Below are 19,979 nucleotides of genomic sequence, written 5' to 3' on the forward strand. Positions count from 1 at the left end.
GAGGGATGAGCGACGTGCTCGACCGCTTCACCCCCGCCACGCAGGACTGGTTCCGGGGGGCGTTCCCCGCGCCCACTCCCGCGCAGGCCGGCGCATGGACGGCGATCTCGGCCGGCAAGCACGCCCTCGTGGTCGCTCCGACCGGTTCGGGAAAGACGCTCTCGGCGTTCCTCTGGGCGATCGACAGCGTGTTCCGCGAGCGCACGAGCGCGACAGAAGCTCCCGCGAAGAGCGAGCCCCGCACGCGCATCCTCTACATCTCGCCGCTGAAGGCACTGGGCGTCGACGTCGAGCGCAACCTGCGCTCTCCCCTGATCGGCATCGGTCAGTCCGCCCGTCGCCTGGGCATCCCTGCTCCTGCCGTCACGGTGGGGGTGCGCTCCGGCGACACGACATCGAGCGATCGGCGCAAGCTGGTCTCCGATCCGCCCGACATCCTGATCACCACGCCCGAATCGCTGTATCTGATGCTCACCAGCCGCGCCGGCGAGACCCTGCGCGGGGTGCACACCGTCATCATCGACGAGGTGCACGCCGTGGCTGCGACCAAGCGCGGTGCCCACCTGGCCGTGAGCCTGGAGCGTCTGGACGCGCTGCGTCGCTCACATGCCCTTCAACAGGCTCAGGAACCCAGCGAGTTCACGGCGGCCCAGCGCATCGGGCTGTCGGCGACGGTGCGCCCCATCGACGAGGTCGCCCGGTTCCTCGGCGGATCGGCGCCGGTCGAGATCGTCGCGCCGCCTGCGTCGAAGACCTTCGAGCTCTCGGTGGTCGTGCCGATGGACGACATGACCAATCCGCCTCCGCCTCCCGGCCCGTCGACGGGCTCAGGGACCCCACCGCATGCGGGAGACGCGGAGTACACCGAGGTCACCGGCTCGGTGTGGCCGCATGTCGAGGAGGCGATCGTCGACCGCATCCTGCAGAACAACTCGACCATCGTGTTCTCGAACTCGCGGCGCCTGGCCGAGCGATTGACCGGTCGCCTGAACGAGATCTACTCCGAGCGCATCGGCGCCCCGCTCCCCGAGACCACCGTGCCCGCACAGATGATGGCGCAGGCAGGGGCGACGGCCGGTGCCGACCCCGTGCTGGCGAAAGCCCACCACGGATCGGTGTCGAAGGAACAGCGCGCCCTCGTCGAGGAGGAGCTCAAATCGGGTGTGCTGCGGTGCGTGGTGGCGACCAGCAGCCTCGAGCTCGGCATCGACATGGGCGCGGTCGACCTCGTGATCCAGGTCGAGGCGCCGCCGTCGGCCGCATCAGGGCTGCAACGAGTGGGACGTGCCGGTCACCAGGTCGGCGAGATCAGCCGCGCCGCGCTGTTCCCCAAGCACCGCGGCGATGTGCTGCACACCGCGATCGTCACCGAGCGGATGCTGGCCGGCAAGATCGAGGCGATCCAGGTGCCGCGCAATCCGCTCGACATCCTCGCCCAGCAGACCGTGGCCGCCAGTGCTCTCGGGGCGATCAGCGTCGAGGAGTGGTTCGAGACGGTGCGCCGTTCTGCGCCTTTCCAGTCGCTGCCGCGCTCGGCGTATGAGGCCACGCTCGATCTGCTGGCCGGACGCTTCCCCTCCGACGAGTTCGCCGAACTCCGCCCCCGACTGGTGTGGGACCGCGACGCCGGAACGCTCACCGGCCGCCCCGGCGCCCAGCGCATCGCCGTGACGAGCGGTGGCACCATCCCCGACCGCGGTCTCTTCGGCGTCTTCGTGGCGGGCGAGACCACCGGCGCCCGGGTGGGCGAGCTCGACGAGGAGATGGTCTACGAATCGCGCGTGGGCGACGTGTTCACGCTCGGTACCACGAGCTGGCGGATCGCCGAGATCACGCACGACCGCGTCAACGTGATCCCCGCGTACGGCCAGCCGGGCAAGGTGCCGTTCTGGCACGGCGACGGCATCGGGCGTCCGTTCGAACTCGGAGAGGCGCTCGGCAGGTTCTCGCGCGAGGTCTCGACGGCGACCCCGGAGAAGGCCACGCAGCGCCTGATCGAGGCGGGACTGGACGAGCAGGCCCGCACGAACCTCCTGGCGCATCTGAGCGAGCAGCGCGAGGCCACTGGCACACTCCCCACCGACCGCACGCTGACGGTCGAGCGCGGGCGCGACGAGGTCGGCGACTGGCGTGTGATCCTGCATTCCCCCTACGGCATGAAGGTGCACGCACCGTGGGCGCTGGCGATCAACGCCCGGGTGCGCGAACGCCTCGGGGTCGAGGGGTCGGCGGTCGCGAGCGACGACGGCATCATCGTGCGCATCCCGGATGCCGAGGCCGAGCCTCCCGGCGCGGAGCTGTTCGTGTTCGACCCGGATGAGCTCGAACACCTCGTCACGGAGGAGGTCGGCGGGTCCGCGCTGTTCGCCTCGCGGTTCCGCGAGTGCGCCGCCCGCGCGCTGCTGATGCCGCGCACCAACCCGAACCGTCGATCCCCGCTGTGGCAGCAGCGGCAGCGCTCTGCGCAGTTGCTCGAGGTCGCGCGCCGGCATCCCACCTTCCCGGTCATCCTGGAGACGTTGCGCGAGGTGCTGCAAGACGTCTACGACCTCCCCTCCCTGCGGCGTCTGGCGACCTCGATCGCCGACCGCCGGGTGCGCCTGGTCGAGACGCAGCCCGCCCAGCCCTCCCCTTATGCGCGCGATCTGCTGTTCGGATACGTCGGCGCATTCATGTACGAGGGCGACTCTCCGCTGGCCGAACGGCGGGCGGCGGCGCTCTCAGTCGACCCCGCGCTGCTCGGCGAGCTGCTGGGCACCGTCGAGCTGCGTGAGCTGCTCGACCCCGAAGTGATCGCGCAGTTCGAGCGCGAGGCTCAGCGTCTGGACCCCGAGCGTCGCGCCAGAGGGCTGGAAGGCGTCGCGGACCTCCTGCGCATGCTCGGACCGCTCGACGCCGTCGAAGTCGCCGCCCGACTCTCCCCTGAGAACGAGGCCGATGCCGACGTCGTGCGCATCGAGACCGCCGCCGCGCACCTCGATGCGCTCATCGCCGCACGGCGAGCGATCCCCGTCACGATCGCGGGCACGACCCGCGTCGCGGCGATCGAGGATGCGGGGCGCCTGCGCGATGCGCTCGGGGTCGCGCTGCCCACCGGCATCCCCGTCGCCTTCCTCGAACCGCTCGCCGACCCGCTGGGCGATCTCGTCGCTCGGCACGCCCGCACGCACGGCCCCTTCACGACGGATGCCATCGCGACCCGCTTCGGCATCGGCGCGGCGGTCGCACGGCACACGTTGCAACGGCTCGAGGCCGCAGGGCGCCTGACGAGCGGGTACTTCCTGCCCGAAGCGGCCGGCTCCGGCTCCGACATCGAGTGGTGCGACACCGAGGTCCTGCGGCGACTGCGGATGCGGTCGCTCGCGGCGATCCGGGGCAGCGTCGAGCCGGTATCGCCGGAGGCGTATGCGCGCTTCCTGCCCGACTGGCAGCATCTGGGCCGTCCGCTCGACGGCCTCGACGGTGTGATCAGCGTGATTGAGCAGTTCGCCGGTGTGCCGATCCCCGCGAGCGCGTGGGAGTCGTTGGTGCTCCCTTCGCGCGTGCGCGACTACTCCCCCGCGATGCTCGACGAGCTCACCGCGGCCGGCGAGGTCATCTGGTCGGGGCACGGCACGCTGCCGGGACGTGACGGCTGGGTATCGCTGCACCCCGCCGACCTCGCTCCGTTCACCCTCCCCGAACCGGATGCCGAGGTCGCCGCCGACTCTCTCGAGGCACGACTGCTCACGGCGCTGCAGGCGGGAGGCGCGTACTTCGCCGCCCAGCTGAAGGAGATGGCGGCGGCCGAGAACGAGCAGTCCGTGCTGGAGGCGCTGTGGTCGCTGACCTGGTCGGGGCACGTCACGAACGACACCTTCGCACCGATCCGCTCGCTGCTCGCCGGGGGTTCCCAGGCGCATCGCGTGACCCGCAAGGCGCCGCGCACGCGCACGTACCGCGGCATGTCGCTGACGCGCACGGCCCCGCGCCCGACCTCGATCGGCGGCCGATGGTCGCTGCTGCCGACCGTCGAGACCGACGCCGCGCGGCGCGCCACCGTCACCGCAGGGCTGCTGCTCGACCGCTACGGCGTCGTCACCCGCGGCGCCGTGCAGGCGGAGGGCGTGCCGGGCGGTTTCGCTCAGGCCTATCGTGTGCTCGCGGGCTTCGAGGAAGCCGGCCACTGTCGCCGCGGCTACGTGATCGAGAAGCTGGGTGCTGCGCAGTTCGCGGCATCGGCCACGGTCGACCGTCTGCGCACCTTCGCCGGACTCGCCGACCCCGCACCCCGCACGGCAGTGACCCTCGCGGCCACCGACCCCGCGAACCCGTACGGCGCCGCGCTCGGGTGGCCCAAGCTCGACGAGGTGTCGCATCGCCCTGGGCGCAAGGCGGGTGGCCTGGTCGTGCTGGTCGACGGTGCCCTCGTGCTCTACCTCGAACGGGGCGGACGCACCGTGCTCTCGTTCAGTGACGATGGCGAGGTGCTGCGCGCCGCGGCCACCGACCTGGCCGCCACCGCTCGGGGTCGGCGCCTCGACACGCTCACGGTCGAGAAGGTCAACGGCGAAGGCGTCTACGGCACCGAACTCGCCCTCGCCCTGCAGGAAGCCGGATTCGTCGTCACTCCCCGCGGCTACACCCTGCGCAAGGCGGTCTGACCCTGCGCACTCCGATCCCGTCGGAGGCGCCGGCCACCGCGACGTCGGCCTCCCCGTCTCCTACGCTGAGAGTCATGATCCGAGAGTTCAGCACCGGCGTGCGTCTCCTGCTGCGCGGCTTCGGGCTCTGGCGTACGCGGCCGGGTCTGATGGCCCTCGGCCTGATCCCCGCAGTCATCGCGGTCATCGTGCTCGCCGCCGGGCTGGTGCCCCTCGTGCTCGGGACCGGGTCGATCTCGACCTGGATCACCCCGTTCGCCGACGGCTGGATCGAGCCGTGGCGCGGGCTGCTGCGCGGCGCGGTCAGTCTCGTCATCATCGCCGCGGGTCTCGCACTCGCCGGCGCCGTCTTCACCGCACTCACCCTCACGATCGGCGACCCGTTCTACCAGCGCATCTGGCATGCCGTGGAACGCGACCTCGGCGAGGCACCTCCAGCCGACGGCGGCAGCTTCTGGACGACGGTCGGCGAAGGCCTCCGGCTCGTGCTGCTGGGTCTGCTGATCGCGATCCTCGTGCTGTTCCTCGGGCTGGTCCCGCTGATCGGCGGCGCCCTCGGCCCCGTGGCCGGCATCGTGCTCTCCGGGCGGATGCTGGCACGCGAGCTCACCGGTCGCGCATTCGACGCCCGCGACTTCAGTCCTGCCGTCCGCGCTGCGCTGTTCGGCGGCAGCAGGGCGCGGGTGCTCGGCTTCGGCGTGGCGACCCAGCTGTGCTTCCTCATCCCCGGCGGCGCGGTCGCGGTGATGCCGGCTGCGGTCGCCGGCGCCACGATGCTCGCCCGCACCATGACGGAGCGCACGCCGGCCCCGGTCCCCACCACTTCGACAGGCTCAGGGACCCACCTCCCCGCCCCTTCGGCAGGCTCAGGGACCCACGAACCACCGACCGGACTCCGCTGATGCCCGAGGGCGACACCGTCTTCCGCACGGCCCGGCTTCTCGACGAAGCACTGGCCGGGGCGACGGCCACCCGCTTCGACCTGCGCGTCCCTCAGGCCGCCACGGTCGATCTGACCGGTCAGCCGATCCACGGCGTGGCGGCCCGCGGCAAGCACCTGCTGCTGCGGATCGGCGACAGCACTCTGCATTCGCACCTGCGCATGGACGGCGCCTGGTTCGTCTACCGGCCGGGCGAGAAATGGCGGCATCCGGCCTTCAAGGTGCGCGCGATCGTCGGCACCGCTGAGCGTGAGGCGGTCGGGGTCGACATCGCCGAGATCGAGGTCGTGCCCACGCGCGACGAGAGTCAGCTGGTGGGTCATCTGGGCCCCGATCCATTGGCTCCGGACTGGGACGCGGCCGAAGCGGTACGCCGTCTCAGCGCCGACACCCGCAGCATCCACGTGGCGCTCCTCGACCAGCGCAACGTCGCGGGCTTCGGCAACGAGTACGCCGCAGAACTCCTGTTCCTCCGCGGAATCCTGCCCACCACGCCGACGCCCGAGGTCGACACCGCGGCTCTGATCGACCTGGGCGTGCGCACCATCCGCGCCAACCGCGACCGCACAGGACGCACGTTCACCGGCATCGATCGCCCCGGCCAGGCCACGTGGGTCTACGGACGCGCCGGGCGGCCATGCCGGCGCTGCGGAACCCGTATCCGGCGAGGCGAGCAGGGCGCCGATCCGACGCGCGAACGGATCACTTTCTGGTGCCCCTCGTGCCAGCGGTGAACAGCATCCCTGCGAGGGAATGAATTCACCAGTCCCATGGTTGTGCATATATCCGGGGAATCTCCGGAGCACGGGAGGAATCGTGGGCAAGAACTACATCGACATCGAGAACGACCAGGGCGCCACGCTGCGATACCGCAAGCACGCGAACGGTCGAGGTCTCGTCGCGCACGGCGCGAAGGTGCACCCCAAGGCGCACATCGAAGCCGGCGCCTACATCGAACCGGGCGCGCGCATCGGCGCCGGTGCGACGATCGCACGAGGTGCGTGGATCGAACCGGATGCCGTGATCGGCGAAGGGGCGCACATCGAGGCGCACGCGCACATCGGTCAGGGCGCGGCGATCGGCGACAACGCGTATGTCGGAGTCCGCACCGAGGTCGGCGCTGGCGCACGCATCGTTCGAGGAGCCCGCATCGGCGACGACGAGACGGTCGCGGCCGGTCTCACGGTGGCCACGAACCCCAAGGGTCTCTGGCTCGCCGCCTGATCCGTTCCGGCACTGCCGTGGCGGCCTCACGGGCACGGCGCTCTAGAGCAGCCGTCGCTCCGAGGCCCACACCGTCAGCTCATGTCGTGAGGAGAGCTGCAGTTTGCGCAGCACGGCGGAGACGTGCGTCTCGACCGTCTTGATCGAGATGAACAGCTCTGCGGCGACCTCTTTGTAGGCGTACCCGCGGGCGATGAGCCGCATGACCTCCTGCTCGCGCGCCGAGAGGCGGTCCAGCTCGTCGTTCGCGGTCGCGGTCTCGCCCGACACCGCACCGAATGCGTCGAGGACGAACCCGGCCAGCCGCGGCGAGAACACCGCATCACCGCCGGCCACCGCATGCACGGCGCTGCTGACCTCGACGCCGGACGACCCCTTGGTGATATACCCGCGCGCCCCGGCCCGGATGACCCTGACCACGTCGGATGCCGCATCCGAGACACTCAGTGCCAGGAACTTCGACGTCGTGGGCGCGCTGCCGCGGATCACGGCCTCTCCGCCGCTCGCGTCATCACCGCCCCCACCCGGAAGGTGCACGTCGAGCAGCACGATGTCGGGCGCCGTCTCGCGGATCACAGCGATCGCTGAGGGCACGTCGGCCGCTTCCCCCACGACGTCGACGCTGTCGTCGAGATCGGCGCGGAGGCCGGAGCGGAAGATCGAATGATCGTCGACGATCACCACGCGCACGCGGTCAGACACGGTTCTCCCCCGTCGTCGTGAAGGTCAGGTGCACCTCGGTGCCTGTGGCGGTGCTGCGCACGGTGGCGCTGCCGCCGGCGCGGCGCATGCGCCCGATGATCGACTGCCTGACACCGAGCCGATCGCTCGGAACCGCGTCGAGGTCGAACCCGGTGCCGCGGTCGCGGATGAACACGTCGACTCCTGAGACGCTGCCCTCGATGTAGACCGAGATCTCACCACCCGCATGCCGCGCGGCGTTCACCATCGCCTCGCGTGCGGCAGCGGCCAGCTCCCCGCTCGCGCGCTCCGCAGACAGCCCGGCGGAGACCACATCGATCCGCACCGGATAGTCGAGCTCCAGCGCGCCTGCGTAGTCGCGCAGGTCGGTGGGCAGGTCGCTGTCGGCGGGCGCATCGCCGTCGTACAGCCAGGCGCGGAGCTCGCGCTCCTGCGCCCTGGCCAGGCGAGCCGCCTCGCTCGAGGCTCCGGCCCGGTTCTGGATGAGTGCGAGCGTCTGCAGCACCGAGTCATGCAGATGCGCGGCCATCTCGCTGCGCTGCTCCTCCCGGATGCGACGGGTGCGCTCTCCGGCGAGCTCCCGCCAGCGATGGATGAGCGTCGATGAGGCGACAGCCAGAATGCCGGCCAGCGGCAGCAGCGCGATCAGGAACTCGATACCCCCGGCGGCGCGGGACAGCAGCACGAAGAAGAGCACCACGAGCAGGGCGACGGAAAGTATGCGGACCACGGCGGTGTGGCGGGGGCCGCGGGCGGTGTCCGTACGGTCGATCAGCGTCGCCCACAGCCCTGCGGCCGTCGCGAGAGCCACCGATGCCGTCGCCGTCAGCACAGCCGGTGCCTGCGAGAGCACACTGTCGGTGGGACTCCCGCCCACCGACCACGATGCGAGGATCAGCACCCCGAGCGCGGCCGGCGCGAGCAGGATCCAGGCCACCGGCACCCGTCGAGACGGGGCGGATCCGCCGTCGGTGGCTGCCTCACCCGTGGGCTCGACCTCGGTCCACGGCGTGAACACCCAGCACCACGCGTAGAGCAGCACACCCGCACCGCCGCACAGCGTGAGCGCGACGAACAGCGCGCGGATCATCCAGACCGGCGCCCCCAGGTGACGAGCCAGGCCCGCGCTGACACCCGACACCAGGCACTCGCGGTCCCTGGTGAGCGCCGGACGCGGGGGCGCGGCGACTCGGGGAGGGCGCGCGGAGGCGGGCGGCGCGGAAGAGGACATGTCGCCCATCCAATCACCCGCCGCCGCCCTGAGGGGATTCCCGCGGACAAGATCAGGGGTCGCTCAGGGGTTCACCCCATGGCCGGAGCACCCCCGCGGCGGACAGTATCGAAGCATGACGATTCCGACAGCGCCCCCGCCTGCCGCCGACGCGACCGATCCGGCCGCCGACAGCCGCACGACGCACGCCACATCTCCCTCTGCCGAGCGCTTCTTCCTCTGGTGCGCCGGTCTCGGTATCGCGCGCTCCGACGGCTGGCTCGGCGGCATCGCAGCGGGCATCGCCGCCCGTCTGCGCATCGATCCGCTGATCGTCCGCGGCGTGCTGGTGATCGCCGCCCTCTTCGGGCTGCCGGTGATCTTCCTGTATGCGCTTGCCTGGGCGCTGCTGCCGGATGCCGACGGGCGGATCCACGCCCGCGATCTGCTCAACCGGGACTTCCAGCCCGTGCAGCTCGGCATCCTCGGCATGGCGGTCGTCGGTCTCATCCCGACGGCACCACTGAGCGGTCGCCTGTTCGGCCTCGGCTACGAGAGCTGGTCGGCCCTGTCGGTCTTCGGTTGGATCGCCGGACTGATCCTGGTCGGTGGCCTGCTCTTCCTGATCGTGCGCGCTGCGAGCCGCACCCCGGATGTCTCCGCGTCGAGTGGGCAGGCTTCGCCCGGCTCCGCGGCTCCGGGAGCATCCGCGACCCTCGGCGATTCGGGTACTGCCGAGGGCGCGGGTGCGACATCCCCGCTCCCCTTCGTGCCTTCTCCCGCGGCCGACGCCGCCGACGCCGCCGGAGGACACGCATTCCCCGCCGCCGGGCGACCGGCCGTACCCGTCCTCCTCGCCGAGAACGCGCAGAACCCGGAAGAGCTCGCTGCGTGGCGCACGCAGCATGCGGCCTGGCGAGAGCAGGATCAGGCCTGGCGCCGACAGCAGCAGGATGCCGAGCGTGCCGCCCGTGACCAGATGCGTCGGGAGCGCCAGGCGGCCGCCGCGACCTTCGCGACCGAAGCCTCGGAACGCCGCCGCATCCGCCGCGCATCGAACCCGCGGGCGAGCTTCGCTTTCGTCGCCTCCGCGATGGGGCTGGCCCTGGCGGTCGGCGCGGCCGTCGGACTCACCGGCGGCCCCACGGCAGGCGCACTGGGCCTGCTGTCCGCGGCACTCGTGCTCGCGGTAGGCATGATCGTCGCCGGCCTGTTCTGCCGTCGCAGCGGCTTCCTCGCCTTCCTCACCATGCTCACCCTGGCCGGAGGAGTGACGGCGGGGTCCGTCGCCACCTTCGACGACCTGACGCTCGGCTGGGCCTCGGTGTCGAACGTCGAGTCGACGCACGTGCGCCAGCCGTTCGGCGATCTGAACGTCACGCTCCTGCCTCATGACGATGCGCCGCGTCCGATCGTGATCGACAAGGGAACCGGTCAGACATGGATCGACGTGCAGCCAGGGGTGGAGCTCGAACTCAGCGCGACCTTCGGAACAGGAGACGTGTCCTGGGTGCGGGTCGACGCTGAAACCGGGGCGACCCTCGACCACGGCACCTGGCCCCTGGTCAGCCAGAACGACGGGACCTTCACCGCCTCCGAACGTGCGGCGGCAGAGAACACCCCCGTGGTCACCCGGCAGCCCGTCACGATCACCCAGACCTCCGGCAACGTCGAGGTCACCATCTACGAGAGCGCGGAGGAAGAACGATGAGCACCGAGAACACCCCGGACGCATCCGCGGACGACACGACGGCTGCGATGCCCGAGCCGATCGAGCATGCCTCAGCCTCCGCGTCCTCCACACGGGGCGACGACCAGGCGGAGTACACACCGCCTCTCCCCTCGCTGGAAGCGGCACCTCCCGTCCCCGTCGCCGCCACGGCGGCGGTGTCATCCGCTGCTGCCGAACCTGCCGCCGCATCCGCGGCTCCCGCAGAGCCGACAGCTCCCCGCACGCGCGGAGCCGCGATCGTGTGGGGACTGCTGTTCGCCGCGATCGCCGCGTTCGGGATCTGGACCCTCACCGATGACGACCGTCGCGAGAGCACGGCCGGATGGATCACCACCCTGACTCCGAACACGGTCTACTCGCTTGTGCTCCTGACGATCGGTGTGCTGATCCTGGTGAGCGGCGCGATCGGTCTGATCCGCCACGCCCAGCGCCGGGCTGCTCCACAGCGTTGACGCGGATGCGCCGCCCGGCGCCCGATACTCTGGATCGCATGGCGACTCAGGGACGGCGACCGGCGCGGCGCACCGGCGGAGCGACGCCTGCGCGTCGCGGCAAGGCGGGGGCCGCGCAGAAGCCCTCCTCGAAATCCCGCAAGGCGGCACAGGACAAGGTCGTGTTCGACGCGCCACGGAGCACTCCGGAGGAGCCGCGGATCTTCCGGCTCGGTGCCGTGCCCGGCGCGACGCCCGGCCGATGGATCGACGCGTGGAAGCAGCGAATGCCCCACGTGCGACTCGAGCTCGTCCCGATCTCGGCCGCGCAGCAGCGCGAGGCACTCGCAGATCTCGATGCGGCGCTGGTCCGGCTGCCGCTGGTCGACCCGACGCTGCACATCATCCCGCTCTACGACGAGGTTCCCGTAGTGGTCGCCGGCACGGACTCGCACCTCTTGGCGGTCGACGAGCTCTCCACGACCGATCTCTCCGGCGAGGTCGTGATCATCCCCGGCGACGACGTACTCGGCCTGCAGGAGCTCCCCGGCACCGTCACCCCGAACTTCCCCACCCTCGCGACCACGGCAGATGCCATCGCGACCGCGGCCTCGGGAGCCGGCATCGTGATCGTGCCGATGTCGCTGGCACGTCTGCACCACCGCAAGGACGCCGACCACCGCCCGCTGATCGACGGACCGACGTCGACCGTGGCCCTGGTCTGGCCGCGCGACCGGACGACCGACGACGTCGAGACCTTCGTGGGCATCGTCCGCGGCCGCACGGCGAACTCCTCGCGCTGACCGGGCGTTCGCAACTCGGCCATCCAGAACTCGGCCGTTCACCACTCAGGAGATCCGCGCCGGATCGGCGTCCGCACGGCAGGAAAGCGCCCCGAGCGCTCGGTTCTTCCTGAGCAATGGACGCGGTGCGGACGTCACCGCGTTCTCGGCAGCGCTCTCCGCTCGTTAGAATCGCCGGATGGCTTCGCTTCTCTATGTCTGCGTGCGTCCGGAGCGCGGGGCGGCGGATGCCGAACATGCGTCCTTCCGTCGTGCGCTCGGTGTCGAGGTGGTGGATCGGCTCGATCTGCTGGAAGAAGCCCTCGACCCTGCACGTCTGGCGCGCTACCGGGGCGTCGTCGTCGGCGGCTCTCCGTTCAACGTCACCGACTCCGACAAGGACGCCGTGCAGTTGCGGGTCGAGTCCGATCTGCGACGCATCGCGCATCGGGCGATCGACGGTGACGTCGCCGCGTTCTTCACGTGCTTCAGCATCGGTGTCGTGACGCAGATGCTGGGCGGCGAGGTGACCACCGCGACACCCGAGGCCGCGAGTGCCACGGTGATCCGCACAACGGCCGACGGCGCTGTCGATCCGGTCTTCGGTCCCAGCTCCCCTGCGCTCACCGTCTTCACCGCCCACAAGGAGAGCGCGGTCGCACTGCCCGCCGGCGCCACCCTGCTCGCGACGAACGAGTCCTGCCCCGTGCAGGCGTACCGCGTGGGAACGCACCTGTACACGGCGCAGTTCCACCCGGAGCCCACCCCGCGCGACTTCGCCGACCGGATGACGTTCTACCGCACGACCGGGTACTTCGACCCCGAGGAGTTCGACCGTGTGCAGGACCAGGTGCTGTCGGCATCCGTGACCGAAGGTGCCGCGCTGCTGCGCCGGTTCGCCGACACCTTCGCCTGAGACCGAGCCCCGGCTCCGTCCGCAGTCCCGGTCTCAGACCACGGGACCCCGCAGCAGCTCGACCCGTTCACGCAGGTATGCCTCCAGCGGCATGTACCCGCCTGCGGTGCTCCAACGCACCTTCGGCACACCGTCGATCAGCGCGAGCGGACCGGAGGATCCACCGGCGTCCACCGCGTCGACATCGATGATGCTCCAGCCGACGTGCACGACCTCGCCCTGGTCGAAGCCTCCCCGCAGCGCCTCCTCGCGACGTGCCGCGCGCTCCCGCGCCGACTCAGCGGTGTAACCCCGACGACCGGGGTCCGCTGCGCGCAGCACCTCTGCGGTCGCAAGGGCGTGCGTCTCGGTGAGCAGCAGCACGCCCAGGTGCCATGCCGCCCCGACGCGCACGATGCGGCGACCGCGCCACCGGGATTCGCGTTCTTCGCCCAGCCCTTCCTGCGGGGCGCCGGCGAGATCGTGGACTGCCTGCGTCAGCAGAGCGGATGCCGTCATCACAGTTCTCCTTGCGGAAGTTCATCGGCGGGACGCGGGCCGGCGATCCGGTCGCGGTCTCCGCGCAGCAGCATCCCGAGCACCGGGAAGAACAGCACCGACAGCATGCCGGCGCCGACGAGGGCGGCCGCGGTGCCCGTGTCGATCATCTTCTCATCCACGCCGATCGCGGTGACGGCGACGATGATCGGCAGACCGGTCGCGGTGAGCAGCCCGAGAGCGGCGCGGTCTCGACCGGTCGCGCCGGCCGGAGCCGAGAGCTGTGCGGCAGAGCCGCGAATGACCAGCAGCGCGATCAGGAACAGCGGCACCAGCGCCATCGAGGCCGGCGAGGTCAGCAGCGCCTGCAGATCGAAGTTCACGCCGGTGTACAGGAAGAAGATCGGCACGAGGAAGCCGAAGGCGATCCCTTCGAGCTTGCTCTCCACCGCCTCCGCGTCCTTCTTCGGGGCGCGTGCCATGATGATCCGCCACACGGCGCCGGCGACGAAGGCACCGAGCAGCATGTCGAGGTCGAGCATCACGCTGAGGCCGACGAGCGCCGCGATCAGCAGCAGCACGAACCGCACGCCGAACTGATCCGAGGTGTGCAGCGTGGCGCGCACGATCGCGTGCAGGCGTCCGTGTGACACCCGATGGGCAGCCACGACCGCCAGCACCGCGAGCAGCACGAAGGAGAGCAGGACGATGGCGGCGATCATCGTCGTGCGGGTGCTGAGGAAGATCGAGATCGCGATCAGCGGCAGGAACTCCCCGACGGCCCCGATGGCCGTGAGCGCCTTGCCGAACGGCGTGTCGAGCTCGCGGGCATCCCGCAGGATCGGCATCAAAGTGCCGAGTGCAGTGGAACTCAGCGCGATGCCGATCACCACCATGCCCTCGCCCGGGGCGAAGAAGAACCCGACACCGATGCCGAGCGCGACGCTCATCACCCAGCCGAGCGACGCGCGCACCACGGGTCGTCCGGCCACGGCCCGGAAGTCGATCTCGGAGCCGGCGATGAAGAACAGCATCGCCAGGCCGAAGTCGCTGAGCTTCTCGAGCAGGGCGTGCGGCTCGACCCAGCCGAGCACGGCGGGTCCGACGAGGATGCCGAGCACGAGCTCGAACACGATGATCGGGACCCGCACGATCGGTCTGACACCGCGTGCCAGCAGGGGTGCGGCGACCGCGAGCAAGGGAATCAGCACCAGTCCTACGTCGCCCGCGTTCACGGACTCAGAGTATCGACTCGGTCGCGATTCGCCCGGTGGCGCGCATCCACGGCAGAATCGAGGGACACCCCCGAGGAGCGTTCATGTCACAGCCCGATACCGCCCGCCTCCTGATCGCCTGCGACGACCAGCCCGGCATCGTCGCAGCCGTGGCCGGCGTGCTCTCCGCGCACGGCGCGAACATCATCTCGCTCGACCAGCACTCGACCGACTCCGAAGGCGGGCGCTTCTTCCAGCGCACCGTCATCCACCTCGAGGGCTTGTCGGCCGCGCGCCCCGCTCTCGAGGCGGACATCGCCCAGGTCGCCGAGCGCTTCGGCATGGAGTGGTCGCTGCACGACACCGCCCGTCGCAAGCGGGTGGCGATCTTCGTCTCGAAGTACGACCACTGCCTGATGGAGCTGCTGTGGCGCACGCAGCGGGGCCAGCTCGACATCGACATCACGATGGTGGTGTCCAACCACCCCGACCTCGCCGAGTCCGTGCGGTCGTTCGGGGTGCCGTTCGTGCACATCCCCTCGGGCGACAAGCAGTCCATGGAGCAGCGTCAGCTCGAGCTCCTGCGCGGCAACGTCGATCTGGTCGTGCTCGCGCGCTACATGCAGATCCTCACCGACGACTTCATCCGCGAGCTCGATGCCCCGGTCATCAACATCCACCACTCGTTCCTCCCCGCGTTCATCGGGGCGAACCCCTACGCACGGGCCAAGGAGCGCGGTGTCAAGCTGATCGGCGCCACCGCGCACTACGCGACCGCCGACCTCGACGAGGGGCCGATCATCGAGCAGGACGTGACGCGCGTCACGCACTCCGACTCGGCCGCCCAGCTGCAGAGCCGCGGCGCCGACGTCGAGCGTCTCGTGCTCGCCCGCGCCGTGCAGTGGCACGCGGAGGACCGCGTGATCGTGCACGGCAAATCGACCGTCATCCTCTGACGACGACCGACCCACACGGTCACCGGGCGGGAACGCCCTCCACGAGCTCGGCGAACGCCTCGGTAGCCGTGCCGTAGCGTGCGAGCGGCGCGGCCTGCCCCATCCACAGCGACTGCAGCTCGCCCAGGTTCTGCTGCCCCGCTGCGGCGCGGAACTTCCCGGTGAGCCAGTTCTGCATCGGGAACGGCGCGATCGTGCCGCTCGCCTCGATCGCCCGCACCGTGCGATTGCGAGCCCCGCGGGCGAGGCGTCCGCTCATCGCCCTGGTCAGCACCGTCTCATCGGCGGACGTGCGGCGGATCGCCTCGCGGTGCGCGTCGGTGATCGCGGACTCCGCGGTGGCGAGGAAGGCCGTGCCGACCTGAGCGCCCTGCGCACCGAGGGCGAAGGCCGCGGCCACACCGCGCCGGTCGGAGATGCCGCCGGCAGCGATGACCGGCACATCGACCGCGTCGGCCACCTGCGGTACGAGCGGGAAGGTGCCGACCAGCGATTCCTCGGCGGCGCGCAGGAACGAGACCCGATGACCGGCAGCCTCCGCGCCCGTGGCCACGACGGCATCCACTCCCCCCTCGGCGAGCGCCACCGCCTCTGCGACCGTGGTCGCCGTGCCGATGACCCGGATGCCGCGGTCATGCGCCTCCGCAATCAGGGCCTCGGACGGCACCCCGAACACCACGCTGAGCACGGCGGGCGCCACGTCCCAGATGGCCTCCAGCTGTTCGTCGAGCGAGGGCAGGTACGCCTCCGGCCGTGCGGGGAGCTCTTGCCCCACCGCCTCGAAGAACGGCTGCAGGGCCTGAGCGAAGATCGCGTGCTGCGCGTTCGGCGCGACCTCGTCACCCACCGGGAGCCAGATGTTCAGCGCGAAAGGCCGCGATGTCGCCGCCCGGAGCTCGGCTCCGGTCTGCCGGATGCGATCGCCGTCGTACCCGTACAGCCCGAAGGACCCCAGGCCGCCGGCCTCGCTCACGGCCGCCGTCAGCGACACGGAAGACAGGCCGCCGAAGGGGCCGAGGACGATCGGATGCTCGACACCGACCAGGGCACGCAGATCACTCATGCCTCGAGGCTACGCCGCGCTGTGCGCCGGGGCTCCGACTGCGGCACCTTCTGTGGCAGCGCGGCATCCCGCGCCGGCATCCCGCACCCGGTGCTACCCTCGCAGCAGAGGGGAGAGCGCACATGAGCGAGTGGTTCGGACAGATGCTGAGCATCGTCCTTACGGCGCTCGGCCTGGTCTCCGTTCCGGATGCCGCCGCTCTCGGCCTCGCGATCGCCCTCATCGCGGTGACCGCTCTCACGCTCGCCCTGGTGCTGAGCCTGCAGCAAGCCACGGGCCGCACCGCGCCGCACCCCTGGCGCGCCATCGACGTCTCCACCCTTCTCTCGCAGAGCGATCCGGATGCCGCGGGGCACCCGCGTCCGCGAGCGCCGGGAGTCGCGACCGCCGCGTAGTCCGTTCCGACCGGGACCGCGCGGCTTTCGCCGACCCTTCCCGACCTCTCGAACGGACACTTCATGGACTTCTTCGCCTTCCCACCTCTCGCTGCCCTCCTGGACGCCGCCTACGGTGCCCTCGCCGGGCTCTCCTCCCTGCTCGAACCCCTCGCCGGTGGCGCCGCATCCGCTGCCGCCGTGATCCTCGTCACCCTCCTGGTGCGCGCCCTGCTGATCCCCGTCGGCATCTCGCAGGCCAAGGCTGAGCAGACCAGGGCGCGCCTCGCGCCGAAGCTGCGCGAGATCCAGCGCCGCCACAAGAAGAACCCGGAACGGCTCCAGCGCGAGACGCTCGCGCTCTACCGCGCCGAGAACACCTCGCCGTTCGCGGGGATGCTGCCCGTGCTGGCGCAGGCCCCGGTGGTCGGCATCCTGTACACGCTGTTCATCCGCCCCGACATCGCGGGGCACCCGAACGAGCTCCTCACCCACGACCTGTTCGGTGCCCCGCTCGGCACGAGCCTGGTGTCCGCGATCTTCGGCGGCACCGCGACACCTGCCACGTTCCTGGTGTTCGGCGTGCTGCTGGCGATCATGATCGTGGTCGCCGAGGTCACCAGACGGGTCTTCCGTCCGGCGCCGGTCGAGGGCGACTCGCCGCTCAACTCCCCGGCGATGCTGCGGATGATGAGCGCGCTGCACTATCTGACCGCGGTGTTCGCGGCGTTCGTGCCGCTGGCGGCCGCGCTGTACCTCACGGTCACGGTCGTGTGGACGCTCACGCAGCGGGCGATCCTGCGTCGCCGCTACCCGCTCCCGGTGGCGACACAGAAGCTCAGTCGGGCAGGGGAATCGGCCCGGTGAAGACGGCGGGCGGATCGTCCTCACCACGGGACTCCGCGCGGGTCTCCTCGGCAGCCGCTCGGGTGCGCCGGCGGATGCCGAGGGTGGCCCCCGCACTCGCAGCGACGACCAGGGCGATGGCGAGCATCCGCAGCGGCGTCGCACTCTGGCCGAGGATCAACCATCCGGCGAGTGTCGCGAAGGCCGGCTCCAAGCTGAGCAGCACCCCGAACACGCGCTGCGGCAGCCGGCGCAGCGCCGCGAGCTCGAAGGTGTACGGGATCACCGAGGAGAGCACCGCCGTGACCGCGGCGAGAAGCAGCAGCTGCATGTCGCCCGACACCGTGACCGCGGCGGGAACGCCAACCGGCATGAGCAGCAACGCCGCGACGAGGAGCCCCATCGCCAGGCCGCCGCTGCCAGGGATCAGAGACCCCACGCGCGCGCTCATACGGATGTACATGGCCCAGAATCCGGCGGCGATCAGGATGAACACGACGCCGAGCGGGTCGAGCGGCTCTGCTCCGATCAGTCCATCGACACCGAGCAGCACCATCCCGACCAGCGCCACCCCGACCCAGGCGGCATCAGCGAGCCGACGGGTGAGGACGGCGGCGAGGATGAGCGGTCCGAGGAACTCGATCGCGACCGCCGGCCCGAGGGGGATGCGGTCGATCGCGGCATAGAAGAACCCGTTCATCGCGGCGAGCGAGACGCCGAAGAGGACGGCGGCCGTCCACTGCTGCCGCGTCCAGCGACGCGGGCGCGGACGCACGATGACGAGCAGCAGGAGTGCGGCGATCGCGACGCGCAGCGAGGTCACGCCCCACGGGCCGAGCACCGGGAAGAGCTGAGCGGCGACTGCCGCGCCGAAGGGCAGCGACAGGCAGGATCCGACGACGAGAGCGACGCCGACGAGAGGACGGGACGACGCTGACTGCTGCACGTACTCCAGCGTGGGGCATCGGCGTCGCCCGCGTCCACTCGACACTCAGAGGTGCTTGCCTCCTGTGACGGGGAGCACGGCGCCGGACACGTACATCGACTCGTCCGAGGCGAGGTAGACATAGGCTCCGGCGAGCTCGGCGGGCTGGCCCGCACGCCCCAGCGGGGTGTCCTGACCGAAGGTCGCCAGCCGCTCGGCATCCCATCCGGTGGCCGGGATCAACGGCGTCCAGATGGGCCCTGGGGCCACAGCGTTCACGCGGATGCCGCGCGGACCGGCCTCCTCGGCGAGCGCCTGCACGAAGGCCACCTGGGCGGCCTTTGTCATGGCGTAGTCGATGAGCCCCGGCGAGGGGTTGTAGGCCTGAACGGATGCCGTCACGATGATGCTCGCCCCTGCGGCGAGATCCGGATAAGCGGCGCGGGCGGTCTGCACGAGACCTGTGAGGTTGGTGTCGAAGACCCGCCGCATGTCCTCGGTCTTCAGAGTGCCGAAGCCGTCGATGTCGTGCTGGTAGCCGGCGTTGAGCACGAGGATGTCGAGCCCGCCGAGAGCAGCCCTGGTCTGCGCCACGATGCCGGTCGCGAAGCCTTCGTCTCGCAGGTCGCCCGACAGGCTGAGGGCTGTGCGCCCCGCGTCGCGGATGTGCGCGATCGTCTCGTCGGCGTCGTCCTGTTCCTCGGGCATGTGCGCGATCGCGACATCGGCACCCTCCCGCGCGAAGGCGATCGCGACGGCCCGTCCGATCCCGGAGTCTCCCCCGGTGATCAGTGCACGACGGCCGCTCAGCCGGTCGTGCCCGCGATACGTGGATTCGCCGTGGTCCGGCGTGGGACTGGTCTGTGCGGTGAGACCGGGCTGATCCTGGCGCTGATCGGGGAACCCGTCGGGGCGATGGGCATGGCGGGGGTCGATGGGGGTGTCGGTCATCGGGATCTCCTTCATCGAGGTGTCTTCCGACTCTCGACGAGGTCGCCGTCACCGCCCAGGGGGTTGACAGTCTCCGCTCATCCCGGCGACGATCGTCGCGCGCCCGACGTTCCGGTGCGTCAGCCGGGCAGGGAGACCGGGGTCTCGCTGGTCTTCGGCGCCTCGCCCGACTCGGACGGCTCCGGCACGAGGTAGAGGCCGGAAGGCGCGTTCGAGGTGAACGCGAGAGCTTCGATCCAGGCCCGGTTGATGGAGGGCTGGCGGCTGCCGAAGTACTTGAACACCAGGGAGCTGCCCGGATGGATCCACACCGTGGTGCGTCCGCCGCCGACGCTGGAGTCTTCTCGCCAGCTGAACGGGAACGGCTCTCCACGACGGAGCTTCGCCGTGATCACGAGCTGCAGATGCGTGAGGGCCCGATCTTCGATCTCGGTCTTCACGCCGCCTTCGTAGATGAACTTGCCCATGCGGAATGATCTCTTTCTCTGCCAGGACGGTCTCGGTCGGTCTGACACTTTCCCTCTGCGTAGCGTAAGTCCTCCTGGGCGATGCTGCACTACGCGCGGGGAACCGCGCGCGTCGCCCCCGCGCC

19 protein-coding genes are annotated in these 19,979 nt (G+C 70.7%); 11 read left to right on the top strand and 8 right to left on the bottom strand.

The genetic code is table 11. The annotated features are described in order from the left end of the window. Window positions 1–5: 5 nt before the first annotated feature. From MRBLWO12_RS11330 to MRBLWO12_RS11345, 4 genes are all read left to right on the top strand, one after another. Window positions 6–4,643: an ATP-dependent helicase gene (locus MRBLWO12_RS11330; protein ID WP_363555501.1), complete on the top strand. Its 4,638-nt coding sequence runs from the start codon at window positions 6–8 to the stop codon at window positions 4,641–4,643. Between the two features lie 74 nt (window positions 4,644–4,717). Further along, on the top strand, window positions 4,718–5,545 hold the full coding sequence (locus MRBLWO12_RS11335) for an EI24 domain-containing protein (protein WP_363555503.1): 828 nt from the start codon (window positions 4,718–4,720) through the stop codon (window positions 5,543–5,545). Further along, a complete protein-coding gene (locus tag MRBLWO12_RS11340) occupies window positions 5,545–6,318 on the top strand; it encodes a DNA-formamidopyrimidine glycosylase family protein (protein ID WP_363555505.1) in 774 nt (257 codons plus the stop codon). The genes MRBLWO12_RS11335 and MRBLWO12_RS11340 overlap by 1 nt, the downstream gene beginning before the upstream one ends. 82 nt (window positions 6,319–6,400) lie before the next feature. After that, window positions 6,401–6,808: a DapH/DapD/GlmU-related protein gene (locus MRBLWO12_RS11345; RefSeq protein WP_141870873.1), complete on the top strand. Its 408-nt coding sequence runs from the start codon at window positions 6,401–6,403 to the stop codon at window positions 6,806–6,808. 42 nt (window positions 6,809–6,850) lie between these two features. On the opposite strand, the gene MRBLWO12_RS11350 is transcribed toward MRBLWO12_RS11345, so the two are convergent. Both MRBLWO12_RS11350 and MRBLWO12_RS11355 read right to left on the bottom strand, forming a co-directional pair. After that, window positions 6,851–7,510: a response regulator transcription factor gene (locus tag MRBLWO12_RS11350; RefSeq protein WP_363555507.1), complete on the bottom strand. Its 660-nt coding sequence runs from the start codon at window positions 7,508–7,510 to the stop codon at window positions 6,851–6,853. Beyond that, window positions 7,503–8,741: a PspC domain-containing protein gene (locus tag MRBLWO12_RS11355; RefSeq protein WP_363555509.1), complete on the bottom strand. Its 1,239-nt coding sequence runs from the start codon at window positions 8,739–8,741 to the stop codon at window positions 7,503–7,505. The genes MRBLWO12_RS11350 and MRBLWO12_RS11355 overlap by 8 nt, the downstream gene beginning before the upstream one ends. 115 nt (window positions 8,742–8,856) lie before the next feature. On the opposite strand from MRBLWO12_RS11355, the gene MRBLWO12_RS11360 reads away from it, so the two are divergent. The 4 genes from MRBLWO12_RS11360 to MRBLWO12_RS11375 all read left to right on the top strand — a co-directional run bounded on the left by MRBLWO12_RS11360 (window position 8,857) and on the right by MRBLWO12_RS11375 (window position 12,581). Continuing rightward, complete coding sequence (locus tag MRBLWO12_RS11360) at window positions 8,857–10,431, top strand: PspC domain-containing protein (RefSeq protein WP_363555511.1); 1,575 nt, start codon at window positions 8,857–8,859, stop codon at window positions 10,429–10,431. Then, complete coding sequence (locus tag MRBLWO12_RS11365; protein WP_363555513.1) at window positions 10,428–10,904, top strand: hypothetical protein; 477 nt, start codon at window positions 10,428–10,430, stop codon at window positions 10,902–10,904. Before MRBLWO12_RS11360 ends, MRBLWO12_RS11365 begins: the two co-directional genes overlap by 4 nt. A 38-nt stretch (window positions 10,905–10,942) precedes the next feature. After that, complete coding sequence (locus tag MRBLWO12_RS11370; protein WP_363555515.1) at window positions 10,943–11,686, top strand: LysR substrate-binding domain-containing protein; 744 nt, start codon at window positions 10,943–10,945, stop codon at window positions 11,684–11,686. 178 nt (window positions 11,687–11,864) lie between these two features. Next, the gene (locus MRBLWO12_RS11375) at window positions 11,865–12,581 is read left to right on the top strand and encodes a glutamine amidotransferase-related protein (RefSeq protein WP_363555517.1); all 717 of its coding nucleotides are present in this window, start codon (window positions 11,865–11,867) and stop codon (window positions 12,579–12,581) included. A 33-nt stretch (window positions 12,582–12,614) separates the two neighbouring features. Here the strand turns inward: MRBLWO12_RS11375 and MRBLWO12_RS11380 are convergent, their stop codons facing one another. Next, window positions 12,615–13,079, bottom strand: coding sequence for a glutaminase (locus MRBLWO12_RS11380; protein WP_363555519.1), 465 nt, complete (start codon window positions 13,077–13,079; stop codon window positions 12,615–12,617). After that, window positions 13,079–14,293, bottom strand: a complete 1,215-nt coding sequence (locus tag MRBLWO12_RS11385) for a cation:proton antiporter (RefSeq protein WP_363555520.1) — start codon at window positions 14,291–14,293, stop codon at window positions 13,079–13,081. Before MRBLWO12_RS11385 ends, MRBLWO12_RS11380 begins: the two co-directional genes overlap by 1 nt. Window positions 14,294–14,376: 83 nt before the next feature. On the opposite strand from MRBLWO12_RS11385, the gene purU reads away from it, so the two are divergent. After that, window positions 14,377–15,228, top strand: coding sequence for a formyltetrahydrofolate deformylase (purU, locus tag MRBLWO12_RS11390; RefSeq protein WP_363555522.1), 852 nt, complete (start codon window positions 14,377–14,379; stop codon window positions 15,226–15,228). Window positions 15,229–15,247: 19 nt separating this feature from the next. Here purU and MRBLWO12_RS11395 read toward each other — a convergent pair whose 3' ends face one another. After that, window positions 15,248–16,291 carry an NAD(P)H-dependent flavin oxidoreductase gene (locus tag MRBLWO12_RS11395; RefSeq protein ID WP_363555524.1) on the bottom strand — a complete coding sequence of 348 codons (1,044 nt, stop codon included), beginning with the start codon at window positions 16,289–16,291 and terminating at the stop codon, window positions 15,248–15,250. A gap of 122 nt (window positions 16,292–16,413) precedes the next feature. On the opposite strand from MRBLWO12_RS11395, the gene MRBLWO12_RS11400 reads away from it, so the two are divergent. Next, the gene (locus MRBLWO12_RS11400; protein ID WP_363555526.1) at window positions 16,414–16,686 is read left to right on the top strand and encodes a DUF6412 domain-containing protein; all 273 of its coding nucleotides are present in this window, start codon (window positions 16,414–16,416) and stop codon (window positions 16,684–16,686) included. 63 nt (window positions 16,687–16,749) lie between these two features. After that, window positions 16,750–17,532 carry a YidC/Oxa1 family membrane protein insertase gene (locus tag MRBLWO12_RS11405; RefSeq protein ID WP_363555528.1) on the top strand — a complete coding sequence of 261 codons (783 nt, stop codon included), beginning with the start codon at window positions 16,750–16,752 and terminating at the stop codon, window positions 17,530–17,532. On the opposite strand, the gene MRBLWO12_RS11410 is transcribed toward MRBLWO12_RS11405, so the two are convergent. The 3 genes from MRBLWO12_RS11410 to MRBLWO12_RS11420 all read right to left on the bottom strand — a co-directional run bounded on the left by MRBLWO12_RS11410 (window position 17,504) and on the right by MRBLWO12_RS11420 (window position 19,854). After that, on the bottom strand, window positions 17,504–18,457 hold the full coding sequence (locus MRBLWO12_RS11410) for an EamA family transporter (RefSeq protein WP_363555530.1): 954 nt from the start codon (window positions 18,455–18,457) through the stop codon (window positions 17,504–17,506). The two genes, MRBLWO12_RS11405 and MRBLWO12_RS11410, sit on opposite strands and share 29 nt — an antisense overlap. Before the next feature lie 45 nt (window positions 18,458–18,502). Then, a complete protein-coding gene (locus MRBLWO12_RS11415) occupies window positions 18,503–19,387 on the bottom strand; it encodes an SDR family oxidoreductase (protein ID WP_363555532.1) in 885 nt (294 codons plus the stop codon). Window positions 19,388–19,506: 119 nt separating this feature from the next. Next, window positions 19,507–19,854 (bottom strand): ATP-dependent DNA ligase, encoded by a 348-nt coding sequence (locus MRBLWO12_RS11420; RefSeq protein WP_363555534.1) that lies wholly within the window; start codon window positions 19,852–19,854, stop codon window positions 19,507–19,509. Window positions 19,855–19,979: the final 125 nt, after the last annotated feature.

The organism is Microbacterium sp. LWO12-1.2 (assembly GCF_040675875.1).
Taxonomy (GTDB): Bacteria; Actinomycetota; Actinomycetes; order Actinomycetales; family Microbacteriaceae; genus Microbacterium.